The sequence below is a fragment of the Shewanella sp. 125m-7 genome (genome assembly GCF_052977045.1).
Genome location: NZ_JBRILQ010000026.1, coordinates 1 through 14262, shown reverse-complemented (window position 1 = coordinate 14262; position 14262 = coordinate 1). Strand labels below are relative to the sequence as shown.

Annotated in this window: 13 protein-coding genes; 3 read left to right on the top strand and 10 right to left on the bottom strand. The window is 43.8% G+C overall.

Features of this window, described 5'->3' with window-relative positions:
• Positions 1–12 precede the first annotated feature (12 nt).
• The 4 genes from hemN to ACVBIL_RS12780 form a co-directional block, all read right to left on the bottom strand.
• Entirely contained in the window at positions 13–1389 is a 1377-nt protein-coding gene (gene hemN, locus ACVBIL_RS12795) for an oxygen-independent coproporphyrinogen III oxidase (RefSeq protein ID WP_447167358.1), read from the bottom strand.
• 249 nt (positions 1390–1638) lie between these two features.
• Positions 1639–2106 (bottom strand): DUF2489 domain-containing protein, encoded by a 468-nt coding sequence (locus ACVBIL_RS12790; RefSeq protein WP_447167357.1) that lies wholly within the window; start codon positions 2104–2106, stop codon positions 1639–1641.
• A gap of 90 nt (positions 2107–2196) precedes the next feature.
• The gene (yihI, locus tag ACVBIL_RS12785; protein WP_447167356.1) at positions 2197–2733 is read right to left on the bottom strand and encodes a Der GTPase-activating protein YihI; all 537 of its coding nucleotides are present in this window, start codon (positions 2731–2733) and stop codon (positions 2197–2199) included.
• Between the two features lie 52 nt (positions 2734–2785).
• Positions 2786–3454 carry a methyltransferase domain-containing protein gene (locus ACVBIL_RS12780; protein WP_447167355.1) on the bottom strand — a complete coding sequence of 223 codons (669 nt, stop codon included), beginning with the start codon at positions 3452–3454 and terminating at the stop codon, positions 2786–2788.
• Positions 3455–3771: 317 nt separating this feature from the next.
• Between ACVBIL_RS12780 and ACVBIL_RS12775 the strand changes: the two genes are divergently transcribed.
• Complete coding sequence (locus ACVBIL_RS12775) at positions 3772–3906, top strand: hypothetical protein (protein ID WP_447167354.1); 135 nt, start codon at positions 3772–3774, stop codon at positions 3904–3906.
• 346 nt (positions 3907–4252) lie between these two features.
• Here ACVBIL_RS12775 and ACVBIL_RS12770 read toward each other — a convergent pair whose 3' ends face one another.
• A complete protein-coding gene (locus tag ACVBIL_RS12770) occupies positions 4253–4873 on the bottom strand; it encodes a c-type cytochrome (RefSeq protein ID WP_447167353.1) in 621 nt (206 codons plus the stop codon).
• A 169-nt stretch (positions 4874–5042) separates the two neighbouring features.
• On the opposite strand from ACVBIL_RS12770, the gene yihA reads away from it, so the two are divergent.
• The gene (yihA, locus tag ACVBIL_RS12765; protein ID WP_447167352.1) at positions 5043–5720 is read left to right on the top strand and encodes a ribosome biogenesis GTP-binding protein YihA/YsxC; all 678 of its coding nucleotides are present in this window, start codon (positions 5043–5045) and stop codon (positions 5718–5720) included.
• 819 nt (positions 5721–6539) lie between these two features.
• Here yihA and polA read toward each other — a convergent pair.
• Positions 6540–9296 carry a DNA polymerase I gene (gene polA, locus ACVBIL_RS12760; RefSeq protein ID WP_447167351.1) on the bottom strand — a complete coding sequence of 919 codons (2757 nt, stop codon included), beginning with the start codon at positions 9294–9296 and terminating at the stop codon, positions 6540–6542.
• A gap of 387 nt (positions 9297–9683) precedes the next feature.
• On the opposite strand from polA, the gene elbB reads away from it, so the two are divergent.
• Positions 9684–10337: an isoprenoid biosynthesis glyoxalase ElbB gene (gene elbB / locus ACVBIL_RS12755; RefSeq protein WP_447167350.1), complete on the top strand. Its 654-nt coding sequence runs from the start codon at positions 9684–9686 to the stop codon at positions 10335–10337.
• Between the two features lie 118 nt (positions 10338–10455).
• On the opposite strand, the gene glpG is transcribed toward elbB, so the two are convergent.
• The 4 genes from glpG to ACVBIL_RS12735 all read right to left on the bottom strand — a co-directional run bounded on the left by glpG (position 10456) and on the right by ACVBIL_RS12735 (position 14042).
• Positions 10456–11295 (bottom strand): rhomboid family intramembrane serine protease GlpG, encoded by an 840-nt coding sequence (gene glpG / locus ACVBIL_RS12750; protein ID WP_447167349.1) that lies wholly within the window; start codon positions 11293–11295, stop codon positions 10456–10458.
• Between the two features lie 20 nt (positions 11296–11315).
• Positions 11316–11624, bottom strand: a complete 309-nt coding sequence (gene glpE / locus ACVBIL_RS12745; protein ID WP_447167348.1) for a thiosulfate sulfurtransferase GlpE — start codon at positions 11622–11624, stop codon at positions 11316–11318.
• A 114-nt stretch (positions 11625–11738) separates the two neighbouring features.
• Positions 11739–12764, bottom strand: a complete 1026-nt coding sequence (gene tdh, locus ACVBIL_RS12740) for an L-threonine 3-dehydrogenase (RefSeq protein WP_447167347.1) — start codon at positions 12762–12764, stop codon at positions 11739–11741.
• Positions 12765–12845: 81 nt separating this feature from the next.
• Positions 12846–14042, bottom strand: a complete 1197-nt coding sequence (locus ACVBIL_RS12735) for a glycine C-acetyltransferase (RefSeq protein ID WP_447167346.1) — start codon at positions 14040–14042, stop codon at positions 12846–12848.
• Positions 14043–14262 lie beyond the last annotated feature (220 nt).

The following is a 14262-nucleotide window of genomic DNA, read 5'->3' as shown; positions in this document are numbered from 1 at the left end:
TCTAACGCAAGATTAGATAACGCGAGAGAACTGTTGTTGTCTTGCTTTCTCACGGTAGTAAACATCGAAACAGATGCAGATGTTACGGATCAATAGGCGGCCAGTTGGGCTGATAGTGATCTTGCGGTCTGTGATGTCGACTAGCTTATCATCGATAAAGGTTTGCAGTAGTTTTAAGTCTTCTGCGAAGTACTCTTCAAAGTTGATATTTAACTTCTCGTCAATCAGCGCCATATCTAAGTCGAAGTGACAGATAAGCTGCTTAATGACTACGCGGCGAATTTCGTCGTCACGGTTTAAGCTACAACCTTTCCAAAGCGCATGACCATTAGCATCGATAGACTCGAAGTATGGACGAATGTCTTTCTGGTTTTGTGCGTAGCAATCGCCAATCTGGCTGATTGAAGACACACCAAGACCTAGCAGATCACACTCTTCTTGAGTGGTGTAACCTTGGAAGTTACGGTGCAGGCGACCTTCGTTCTGTAGAATCGATAGCTCGTCATCAGGCTTAGCAAAGTGGTCCATACCAATGTATTGGTAACCGGCACCCGTTAGCGTTTCGATAGTTTGATGCAACATATCTAGCTTTTGCTGTGGCGACGCTAAGTCTTCGTCTTTAATCTTACGCTGCGCCGCAAAACGAGATGGCAGGTGAGCGTAGTTAAATACCGATAGACGGTCTGGATTTAAGTCCAGTACGCGTTGCATGGTTTCAGCAAAGGTCTCAGGTGTCTGGTGTGGCAAACCATAGATGAGGTCGATGTTAGTTGAAACAAAGCCTAGCGCTTTAGCGCGTGCCATCAGATCGAAGATAAACTGCTCGTCTTGCTCGCGGTTTACTGCAATCTGTACTTTCTTATTGAAATCTTGCACACCGATAGAAATACGGTTGAAACCGGCTTCTTTAAGGGTGTCCAACATTGAAAGTTCGATTTCACGTGGGTCGACTTCAATTGAGTATTCACCCACATCGGCAACATTGAAGTTAGCCTTGATGAGTGCAGATAGCTTAAGAATTTGCTCAGGTGTTAGGAATGTCGGCGTACCGCCACCCCAGTGAATTTGAGTCACTAAGTAGTTTTTAAACAGCGGAGCACGTTTAACGATTTCCGTTGCTAGATACTCAATGTACTGATCGGCTTTATGCTGGTGACGAGTGATCACTTTATTGCAGCCACAGTAGTAACAAAGCTTGGCGCAGAAAGGAATATGGATATAAAGAGAAAGCTTGTCACTCTTGCTGTTCTTAATAGAGGTCAGCAGTTTTTCCTCGGTAAACGAATCATCGAATTCCAAGGCCGTCGGATAAGAAGTATAACGTGGACCGCTATAATTGTACTTTTCGATCATTGACTGATCCCAACTAATTGGGGTGGGCTGCTTCAAGGCGTGTCCTCCGGCGTATAGTTTAGCAACATGTGAAGTATGCATGGTTATTTGTTGAATAACCTTGATCTATGTTGTAAAAATTTAATGTGGGTAGCAAAGTATGACTGAATATCGCTGAAAATAAGGTGTCTGTCTGTGCTCTTTAGAAGATTTTGTGCACAGACTCACCCTATATAAGCAAAATACCCCATATATGCGATGTAGATTCGCCCTTTAATTACTGCAAGTCCTGCATCGTCTTCACTCTTAGTGAAGCAATTCAGGCTTAAATTCACTCAGTCGTTTGGCTTCATCGAGGATCTTGGCTTCTAATTCACCTTCTGAACGCATACGAGCAAAATCGAGCTTCATGCGCTGTTGCTTGTCTAGGCTTTTTCGCTCTTCCTTAATAGGATGCGATTTAATGACTTCAAAATGAGTAAACGTAGCGGGATATAGGCTCTCGACTAATTCAGCCATGCCGACGAGTTGAAACAGTTTCGCGATACGCATTACACCTTCAGATAGCTCACAGCGCTCTTCTATCATAGCGGTTGCGATATAACGTATGTTATCAAGCAGCTCGTCTGATTTGGCTTTGGCTGCAGCGGCCTGTTCTTGTTGGCGTTGTAATTTGAGCTGTTGTTGTGTGCGCACTTGAATAAGCAGGTAGGTCGCATAGGCGGTAAGCGCGACAATGACTAGTGCGCCGAGAGCGATAAAGCTTGTTGTCATACTAAACCCTGGCTGAAAGGAGTGAGATACCGGTGACGATTATGGATAAAAATATGGCATCAATAAAGATGCCATAGAGTTTTATAGAACTTAGTCTTTGTCGAAGTAGTCTTTTAACAGATTTGCACCAGACTCGAACTTATCAAATAGGTCGTCATCGCTAACGGCCTTTTTGTTTTTCGGCTCGTCATCTTCTTCGTCGGTGATCCCCAGTCTTTCCATTAGCGCTTCAATCTGGTTTAACTGCTTGTTTAACCATGTTTGATCGTCTTTGCTTAGGTTTTTGCCTTCTTCAAGCATATCAAGCAGGTTATTCAGTCTTGGATCTTCCTCAAGCTTCAATAACTTCTGCTCGTCTGTGAGTTTTGGCCCTTTTGGCTTCTTCTCAACTTTAACTTCGGCAGTGATATTCAGCTGAACAGGCTTCTTGCTGCCGTGGCGCGGATCGGCACTTTTAGCCTTGCCGCCGTTAGCTTGGCTTTCAATCATCGAAGCGTTATGACGACTTCCCGCTTTATTGCCAGCAACTTGTTTCTTGCCAGCCAGAACACGTTCTTTCTTCTTGGTTCTCGGGGCTAATTTTGGAGCATTATCGTTGCTCTTACGCATTTTCTTACTACGGGACATGATCGCTTATCTCGATAACTTAAAAGACTCTATTGTTGAAAAGCGACTCGGCTCATACAACAACTGAAGTTTGGTCGCGTGTTATATCAGATCCTGATGGTTTTTGCACCAGAATGAGATCGTTTGCTGCAAATAATAGCTTAAAACCAACCTTATTTGCCAGAAACTCAAACGTTGCCTGCTGATAAAAGCTCACATGAGTGAGATTATTTTTATGGTGCCACTTGTCAAATGCGCTCAATTCATTGAGCAATGGCGTACAAATTGCCATCCAGCCACCGGGTTTGAGCAAGTGACACAGTAATTGCCATTCTTTGTCAGGGAAACGAAAGTGCTCAAATACGCGATAGCAGCAAATAAAGTCATATTCTTGTTTGAGTTGTCCGCTCCATGGAGCCTTACTGGGGTCATACTGATTTAACTGGTGGCCCTTAGCGGTAATTTCCTGCAAGGTTTTATTATCTAAAGTACGGCCAAAATTAAGTCCTAATAAGGGCTTATTGCTCTGTTCACATTGAGCAATGAGATCTAACATAAATCGCGCTAGCGACTTTTGTTTGTTATTGGCGAGTCGGTACTTTTGCTGTTCAGCTGAGGGAGGTAAGTGAGAGCTGGCATCGGCAAAAACCAATTGGCAGTGCAGGCAATGATATAAGCAGCGCTTTTTGTTGGCGTAAAATCTAACGGTATTGTCACTGTGACAAAGGGGGCATCTGCGCATATGTTAGCTCAAACCAACGAGTTACTATATTTGAGTATATGGTGAGAAATAAAAAAAGGCGACAGATTAATCTGTCGCCTCTATAAAAGTGCTAATTCGCACCAATTCTGATTTCAAGTATCCGTACTTGCTATGTGACTATCCCGGTCAATATCCATCTTATTTTTTGTCTGCTTTCCATGCATGTCTTATCGTTGTTGGTCTTCCCGACACTTTATTTTTAGACCTGTCGCCATCCTGACAACAGTTTCCGTAGATGGTCTCAATGACACATCACAATTTTATTCGTCCATCCAATGACGCCTAAGTAACCATCCATGTATCTTTTTAAGTATCTTCCAGTGATAACAAGCTTCCCGCAAGTGCATCCTAAGCTAGTCGCTTCCGATGCCGAGTTTGTATTCTATAAACTCGTTCCTGTTGGTGCGCGTTTCTCTGAATGTAAGGTTTAATGCTAAATAGCGTTATTGGCCTTCCTAACCAATCCCTTACTAAAATTCTTACGACCTGGACTTCAAACTGAAATCTCTACTCTTATTATTTTTAGTGAGTGGTCTCAATAATATTATTATTATTTAATTAATTTATTCTTATATCTTAAATGCATACATACCAAAATCTGAAAGTTATTATTAAATAATTATTGTACTAACAGTTGGGTTCATCTCGGTACGGGAGCTATTTAACCCTAGAATTGTGATCTCTGTCAAGTAGGGTTTCGCTTGAAGTTTACGTAAACGTAAACAGAATGATATAAAAAAGGACGGTTTCCCGCCCTGCTTAAGCTTTTGCTAATGTTTAGTTAAGGCTTGATATATATTTAGATAATGCGTCGATATCATCATTATTTAGTTTTTTAGTGACGTCTTGCATCATGCCATTTAAGTCGTTGTTACGATTTGTATCATGGAACTTGTTCAGCTGTATTTTGATATAATTAGCATGTTGACCACTGATTGCGGGGAAGCCAGCAAGCTCCATACCGTTACCTTCGGGTCCATGACAGGCAATACAGGCCGTGATCCCACGAGTCGCATCACCCGCTTTATAAAGCTGTGAGCCAAGTTCTGGAACGTCGTTAACTTCAATATTTGTTTTAGGCTGGCCAGCATAAAATGCAGAGATATCTGCAATGTCTTGATCGCTAAGTGCGACAGACATACCACCCATGATCGGGTCCATACGACCTTCTTTGCCGCCAGTTTGTGCTGCACTGCGGAAATCATGTAATTGCTTTTCTAGGTATGTACTGTGTTGACCTGCAAGTTTTGGGTACATGTCTATCATGCTGTTGCCGTCAACACCGTGACAAGCAGAGCAAACGATGGCTTTAGTTTTTCCGGCTTCAGCATTTCCTTCTGCCATAGCAGGTGAAGATATTGTGGCTAAAACAGACAGCGCAAGAGCTAACTTTTTCATGGCGTTCCAACTTCTTATTAAAATATTTGTCATGAGCTTACTAGGAAGACCTGCAAGCGTGATAAAATGTATTTTATGTGATCGGGGTAATATTTTACACGAAATTGTGAAAATGTAAGCAACTCTTCGATATTTAGCTAAGTAAGTTGATAAAATTTTGGAGTTAATTGTGAGTGAATCTCGTATCGATTTCCGTAAAGCAGAGTTTTTAATTAGTGCGCCAGATATTGCGCACTTGAATGAATACCTCCCTGGCGACGTTGGGGTAGAAATTGCGTTTGCGGGTCGTTCGAACGCGGGTAAGTCGAGTGCACTGAATTTACTGACGGAGCAAAAAATTGCTCGAACCAGTAAAACACCTGGGCGTACGCAGTTAATTAACGTTTTTAGGTTGGATAAACATCGCCGTTTAGTCGACTTACCTGGTTATGGTTTTGCTCAAGTCCCTTTGGCTCTTAAGCTGAAGTGGCAGCAATCGCTTGGTGAGTACCTGCTTAAGCGTGATTGCTTAAGCGGCGTTGTTGTACTAATGGATATCCGTCATCCGCTAAAAGATCTTGATATGCAGATGATTGAGTGGGCTGTAGAAAGCCATATTCCTGTTCTAGCACTATTAACCAAAGCAGATAAGCTGGGTCAAAGTGATAGAATGAAGATGGTTAATTCTGTACGCAAGACATTAAGTCACTTTGATGATGCCGTAAAGGTTGAGCCTTTTTCTTCATTGAAGGGCATAGGTAAAAGTAAGGTCTTAGGCATTCTTGATGGCTGGTGTAAGCCTGAGTGGCTGATGCAACAAATTGAAGCCGATGCGTTAGCAGCTCAAGCGGAAGCTGACAAACAGTAACCACTCTAAAACTAATCGATGAATTACGCTCCTTTATATAAGGGGCGTTTTTTTTGGTCTTTTTCTAGGAGCCTGTAGGAAAGGTTGAGGAATTAGGCAAAAAAAAACCGACGGTATAAACCATCGGCGTAAATTAGCTCTTTTGGGGAGAAGCTAAATTCAACAAGACTCAAGTTCAATCAAACTAGGTTGATGTCGCTCAATGAACACAGCATAACTCGAATTTTGTTCGATTTAAAGTAATTACTCTAAAATTTATTTCAGGCGAAAAAAAGCCCCAGCAAATTAGATTTGCTGAGGCGCCATAATTTGGCCATTTACTACAGAATAGCAAACGTAAAAAAGGTCTGAAAGATAGAACATCTTAACCTCTGTACCCTACGCAGAGAATATTACTCCATTAACCGCTATATGAAAAACTGTTTTTGTAAAAAACACACAATAATGTGATGGATATCTCAGTGTTTGTTTAATAAAAATACACATCTTGATCGCAAAATTTCAGTTTAATAGCGGTATATCAATAATTTATATTACTTTTTGTTGGTTTTGTATTCCAAGGGGATTTTACTATTACAGGTTGTTTCATAGCGGAAATAGTAAAAATTTGCACAGGTGATAGCGCAGACGACTGGATTAGGCGTGTTTGATTTTGATGATGGCTTAGTTTGAGTGCAGAAGAAGAATATTTCTGGCTTAACGGCAAACTTATTGAACTGCGATGTCGATATTGAGGCTTGAGGTGATAAAGGCGGGGGGAATCAATAAAATTTACTGGCAGCGAGTGCCGCCAGTAAATAGTGGGCAACTGAGGCTAGGTTAGTGTGCTTGCTCCCAGTTATCACCGATACCTGCTTCGGCAAGTAGCTCAACATCTAAGCTAGCTGCGGCGGCCATAAGCTCGCAGACCTTAGCTTGTAGAGTGTCAGCCTTGTCAGCATCGACTTCAAACACCAATTCATCGTGTACCTGCATGATCATGATGATTTCGCCGTCAGTTTCAGTTTCGATCCACTTGGCAATGTTAATCATGGCCTTTTTGATGATGTCAGCCGCGGTGCCTTGCATTGGCGCGTTGATTGCGGCGCGCTCTGCGGCCTGGCGGCGCATTGCGTTTCTATCTTTAATTGCTGGTAGATAGAGGCGACGACCAAATAGTGTCGATACATAGCCAAGATCGGCAGCAATAGCCCGCGTCTCTTCCATATATTTAAGTACACCAGGGTAGCGCTTAAAGTACGTGTCGATATAGCTTTGCGCTTCGGAGCGAGAAATATCCAGCTGTTTGGCTAGGCCAAAAGCTGACATGCCATAAATCAAACCGAAGTTGACCGCTTTTGCGCGGCGACGCTGATCGATAGTAACCTCGCTAAAGTCGACATCGAAGACTTCTGCTGCAGTTGCTTTATGAATGTCTTTACCTTCGGCAAAGGCCGTTAATAAACCTTTGTCTTGTGAAAGGTGCGCCATAATTCTTAATTCGATTTGCGAGTAATCGGCTGCGAGGATCTTTTTCCCAGCAGGCGCAATAAACGCGTGACGAATACGACGACCTTCTTCGGTACGAATTGGAATGTTCTGCAGGTTAGGCTCGCTTGATGATAAACGACCGGTGGCAGCATTAGCTTGATGGTAGCTAGTGTGCACACGACCCGTTTGAGCATTAACCATTAATGGTAGCTTATCGGTGTAAGTGCTCTTTAGCTTGGCAAGGCTACGGTGCTCTAAAATAATTTTAGGTAGCGGATAATCCAGCGCAAGTTCAACTAACACTTCTTCAGCTGTTGATGGTGCGCCTTTAGGGGTTTTTTTAATAATCGGGTAGCCGAGCTTTTCAAAAAACAGTTCTTGTAGCTGCTTTGGCGAGCTCAGGTTAAACGCTTGGCCTGCGATCTCGTGCGCCTTGTGTTCTAGCTCATCAATCTTACGGGCAAGCTCTTCACTTTGCTGGCCGAGTAGCATGCTATCGATCAACACGCCTTGGCGTTCGATATCAGATAACACATTAATTAGAGGCAACTCAATGTCAGTGAATACGCTGGCCAGTTCTGGCAGCTTTTCTAGTCTTGACCAAAGGTGCTGGTGCAGACGCAGGGTAATATCGGCATCTTCTGCGGCATAAGGCGCTGCTGTTTCTAGCGGAATTTGGTTAAAGGTGATCTGTTTAACCCCTTTACCGGCAATTTCTTCGAAACTGATGTTCTTATGACCTAAATACTTAAGCGCTAAATCGTCCATGTTGTGCTTTGAAGCGACGGAGTTAAATACGTAAGACTCCAGCATGGTGTCAAATTGTACACCGCGCAGTGTAATTCCTGCATTAGCAAATATGCTGATGTCGTACTTGAGGTTTTGGCCAACTTTTTTAACGGACTCATCTTCTAGTAGAGGTTGCAGCTTTTCAAATACAAGGGCTTTATCGAGTTGCTCAGGAGCATCGATATAGTCATGAGCGATAGGAAGATAAGCGGCTTTACCTGCTTCAACAGCAAAGGAGATCCCGACTAGCTTGGCTTGCATATAATTAAGGCTAGTGGTTTCGGTGTCGATGGCAATTAGCTCGGCAGAGGTTAACTTTTTAATCCAGCTGTCGAGTTGCTCTAGGGTAAGAATGGTGTCGTACTCAACGTCGATATCAAGCTTTGCTGCTGGCGCATCGTCTTCAGACTCTGCAGCTGTGGCTTTGTCACCTTTGTTATCGAGCACTTCAGCGAGCCAGCGTTTAAATTCCATCTCGCCATAACACTTAATGAGCTCGTCTTTATTGGCAGGCTCAATATCCATCTTGCGCCAATCTTGCTCAAGCTCTACGTCTAACTTGATGGTTGCGAGCTCATAACTTAGTTTGAGCATATCTGCGTGCTCAATAATCTTAGCAGGCATGGTCTTAGAGCCGCGGAAACCGAGTTCTGGCATTTTTTCTGGTGCAGCTAAAATATTAGCCACTGAACCAACACCAGTAAGCATTGCCAGCGCTGTTTTTTCGCCCACACCAGGTAAGCCAGGAATGTTGTCGGCTTTATCGCCCTGTAAGGCTAATAGGTCGATAATCAGTTCAGGGCCGACACCAAATTTTTCGGTCACCTCTGCAGGGCCCATAATGGTGTTGGTCATGGTATTAATTAGCGTGACATTGTCATCCACTAATTGCGCCATATCTTTATCGCCAGTGCTGATAAGTACCGCGCGGCCTTCTTTACTCGCCTGCGTTGCGATAGTGCCAATCACGTCATCGGCTTCTACACCTGAAATGCATACAAGCGGCAAACCGAGCGCCTTAATGATTCGGTGTAGCGGCTCAATCTGATTGCGCAGATCATCGGGCATTGGAGGACGTTGAGCCTTGTACTCTGAATACATGTCGTTGCGGAATGTTTTGCCTTTTGCATCAAACACAACTGCCATTTGTGATGGTTTATATTGGTTGATCAAGCTGCGAAGCATGTTGATTACGCCATAGACGGCACCGGTTGCTTCCCCTTTAGAATTCGTTAGGTGAGGTGGGGCATAGTAAGCGCGGTAAAGGTAAGAAGAACCATCCACAAGAATTAAAGGGTTGTCGGCAATTTTAGGCATAGTTGAGTATTCGTTTATCGGTATTCGATGATGGCGCTAGCATGCCATATTAGGGCAATTTCGGCCACGTAAAAATAATACCCAGCCTGTGGATAACTCTGTGAATGGAACCGGACAACTCGATCTTGAAAAAAAAGAGGAATAAAAGTATCTGTGCTTAAGTTGTTGAAAAATAGCTGATAAAATTAAATGTGTGAAGTGAGTTTTATTTTGGCTATTTGAACTAATTATGTGGACTTTTTATTTTTATGCGTATTTCAAACCCATCCCTTGGTTAAATATTATTCACTTGATAAAGTGTTGACCTAACTTAGCATGATAAATAATCTGATCAAGCAGTTTATTACGAGTTTGTTAAAACAATATGATATATAAAGAGGCTTTTTAATGAAAAAAGTAGCAGTTCTTTTGAGTGGTAGCGGTGTTTATGATGGCACCGAGTTACATGAGTCGGTTTTAGCGCTATTGGAGATGACTAAAGCGGGGGCTAGTTACCAGTGTTTCGCGCCTAATATCCCTCAATACCATGTCGTAAATCATTTAACGGGCGAAGTTGCGGAGAATGAAACCCGCAATGTATTGGTTGAATCGGCAAGAATTGCTCGTGGTGAAGTTAAAGCTGTCGATGAACTGAATATTGCTGATTTTGATGCCTTAGTGATCCCCGGTGGCTTTGGCGCTGCTAAGAATTTATGTGATTTCGCAGTGACGGGCGCTGAGCATTCGGTCGAACCCAGCGTTGAGCGCTTTATTAAGCAGTTTGCCAGTGCCCATAAGCCAGTGGGCTTTATCTGTATCTCGCCAATTATGATCCCGAAACTTTATGGTCAGGGCGTATGTGGCACGATAGGTATCGATGAAGGCGCTGCTGCGGCCTTTGAACAGCAAGGCGGCCAACATCACGCAACCTCAGTTGATGATATTGTGGTTGATGAGCAACATAAAGTCGTGAGCACGCCAGCCTATATGCTAGCGGGTAACATTGTTGAAGCGCATTCAGGGATCAGTAAGCTAGTCAGTAAAGTGTTAGAGATGGCGTAATCGTTAATCTATTTAATAATAAGCCCGCAGATAGCGGGCTTATTATTATGGGCTTTACACTAAAAAGCACTGAACAGATGAGCCCTGATATCCTTGATATGGATATTAGAGTGAGTGGCTAAAATTTACGTGTTTTGCTGTCGATAAAGCCTTGGATAATGCCAACGAGTAAACCACCAAGGTGAGCTCCGTTAGCGATAGATAAGCCAAACATGTCGGTGAAGCCTAATACCAGCCAAAGTAGCATAAAGCCGATGTAAGCCGGCGGTAGGCCTATGCCTGATTCTGGCCGCTTAACCCCCATAATCCATGTATAGCCGACGACGGCATAGACCACTCCAGACAAGCCGCCAAAGTTCGGACCAGCCATATAATATTGCAAGATATTGGGTAGAGTGCCGCCAACAATGAGCAGAATGAACAGAGGTGTAAAGCCGATTTTGTTTTCTATTTTGCCACCTAAATACCACCACCATAGGAGGTTAAAGATGATGTGCATGGCGGAGAAATGCATCAGGCTGGGGGTAAAGACTCGCCAAAATTCACTTAAGGTCGCTGATGGGGTTGCACCAAAAAATGATAATTGCTCAAAAATTGGGTTGGCAAAACCAAGGCTCATTGCAGCGTAGATGATGACGCAGACAAAAAAGACTAATAAGGTCAGTGGTCCAGCCCCTGTAACAAACTGGCTAACGAGTTGCAGGCTTGGGTTACCGTAATCGAGCTTGGTTTGAGTGTTGCCATTTTCCCAAGATGCCGCCAGATACTTTTCATCATAAGGGTTATGAATAAAGGCTTGGTATTCTCGATGAGCTCTGTCGAAGTGACTTTGGTCATGGATCATGAGTGCCACACCTTGCTCGGTTGGCATCAACTCGCAGTCTATGTGTAGCCCTTTGAGGTAGTCAATGAGAGCCTGCGCTGCTCGGCTATTAGGGAGCCTGCCAATCTCAATCATTCGATTACCCTCACGCTAGTTTATAGGTTTGCTTGGTGCCAGGCGCTGTAGCCACCATCGAGGCTATAGATATCATCAAAGCCCTGTTCATTGAGGTAGCTGGCTGCACTTTGGCTGCTGATCCCATGATAGCAAACTACGACCAGTGGTAAATCCATATCGGCGTCGCTAATATAGTGAGCTAAGTTTTCATTGTTTAGGTTAAAGGCGCCGTCGATATGGCCCGCTTCATAACTTGCAGCATCTCTGATATCTATAATTTGCAGTTCTGCTGACTCTGCTTGCATCTGGATAAGTTGATTTACGCTAAGGTGTTGAAACGCTGGCATAGGAAACCTGTATTGTTTGATGGAGGATAAAGCGTCTGTAATACGCAAAATTAACGTATTACAGCCGCTCTTAAGATCAAATGTTAGCTGCTAAATTACAGCAGCTAAACAAGTTTAATCCCAGTTTAAAATAACTTTACCCGATTGGCCTGAGCGCATTGCATCGAAACCTTGCTGGAACTCATCAATGCTAAAGTGGTGAGTGATGATTGGCGAGATGTCTAGGCCTGATTGGATAAGGCTCGCCATCTTGTACCAAGTCTCAAACATCTCACGACCATAAATGCCTTTAATGATAAGACCTTTAAAGATCACTTTGCTCCAGTCGATTGCCATATCGCCACCTGGAATACCTAGCATAGCAATCTTGCCGCCATGGTTCATAGTATCGAGCATAGAGTGGAATGCACTTGGCACACCTGACATCTCAAGACCAACATCAAAGCCTTCAGTCATACCAAGTTCTTGCATCACATCTTGTAAGCTTTCTTTGGCAACGTTAACTGCGCGAGTTGCGCCCATTTTTTCTGCCAGCTCAAGACGGTATTCGTTTACATCGGTAATGACTACATGGCGCGCACCTACGTGACGACAAACCGCCGCAGCCATAATACCAATTGGGCCTGCACCCGTGATAAGCACGTCTTCACCGACGAGATCAAATGACAGTGCAGTGTGAACAGCGTTACCAAATGGATCGAAGATAGAGGCTAGGTCATCAGAGATATCGTCTGGAATTTTAAACGCGTTAAAGGCTGGAATAACGAGGTATTCAGCAAAGGCACCTTCACGGTTTACACCCACACCAGAGGTGTTACGGCATAAGTGAGTGCGTCCGCCGCGGCAGTTACGGCAATGACCGCAAGTAATATGGCCTTCGCCTGATACGCGATCGCCAATAGTAAAGCCACGAACCTCTTGGCCCATATCGACAACTTCACCGACATATTCATGGCCGACAACCATAGGAACGGGGATTGTCTTTTGTGACCATTCGTCCCAGTTATAGATATGAACATCGGTACCACAGATTGCGGTCTTACGAATTTTAATCAGTAGATCGTTATGGCCCACTTCTGGTTTAGGCGCATCAACCATCCAGATGCCTTCTTCAGGCTTTAACTTGCTGAGTGCTTTCATCTTAATAACCTATTACAAGCGGCGTTGGCTGCTTGCTAAATGTCGTTCAAAAAAGGGCTACCATGCAGTAGCCCTTATTGTTTAACCAATGATACCCATCTCTTTTGCGATACGGGTAAAGGCTTCAATCGCTTTGTCGATCTGCTCTTTAGTGTGGGCTGCAGACATTTGCGTACGAATACGCGCTTGGCCTTTTGGTACCACAGGGAAAGAGAAACCGATAACGTAGATATTTTCAGTTAATAGACGGTTAGCAAAATCCCCCGCCAATTTAGCATCGCCAATCATTACTGGAATGATTGCATGGTCGGCGCCACCAAGGGTAAAGCCTGCTGCTGACATTTGCTCGCGGAAGTAGCGGCTGTTTTCCCAAACGGCTTCACGCAGTGCTTGGCCAGACTTGAGCATTTCAAGCACATGAATCGAGGCTGTAACGATTGAAGGCGCCAATGAATTTGAGAATAGGTAAGGGCGAGAGCGTTGACGTAACCAGTCGATCACCTCTTTTTTACCTGAAGTGAATCCACCTGAAGCACCACCAAGCGCTTTACCCAGTGTGCCTGTGATGATGTCGACGCGATCCATCACTTCGCAATACTCGTGAGTACCACGGCCTTCTTGACCAACAAAGCCTACAGCGTGCGAGTCATCGACCATAACGAGTGCGCCGTACTTGTCTGCAAGATCGCACACGCCTTTTAGATTGGCGATAACGCCGTCCATCGAGAACACGCCGTCAGTAGCGATCATGATGTTGCGGGCGCCCGCTTCTTTAGCTGCTTTTAGCTGTGCTTCAAGATCGGCCATGTCATTGTTGGCATAACGGAAACGCTTGGCTTTACAAAGACGCACACCATCGATGATAGAGGCGTGGTTTAGCGCATCAGAAATAATCGCATCTTCAGCACTTAATAAGGTTTCAAATAGACCCGCGTTAGCATCGAAGCACGAAGAGTAAAGAATGGTGTCTTCCATGCCTAAGAATTCGCTAAGGCTAGCTTCTAGGGTTTTATGGATATCTTGAGTACCACAGATAAAGCGTACTGACGCCATGCCAAAACCGTGAGCATCAAGACCTGCATGCGCTGCTTTGAGTAGTTCAGGGTGATTAGCTAAACCTAAATAGTTATTAGCGCAAAAGTTGATAACTTGATCGCCATTGACTGTAATTGCCGTTTGTTGAGGAGAAGCAATGACTCGTTCGCTTTTATACAGGCCTTCGGCTTTTACGTCGACAAGCTGTTGATTTATTTGGTTGTAGAATGAGGTCTTAGGCACCTTTATTCTCCTTAATTAGCATTATTTTGAGTATTGGAGTGGCGGCATTTTAACCTTAATTTGCACGGCTCTACAGCCTTTTTTTTAAGTCAGGAAAAGGGATTATTTAGATTAGGGGATAGTCTGAAGTAACATTAGATAAACGGCTCTTCTCCGCTTAAGTGAGTCTATTCATATCAAAGATCATAAATAACATTATCATTTACAACACTTTCTTATC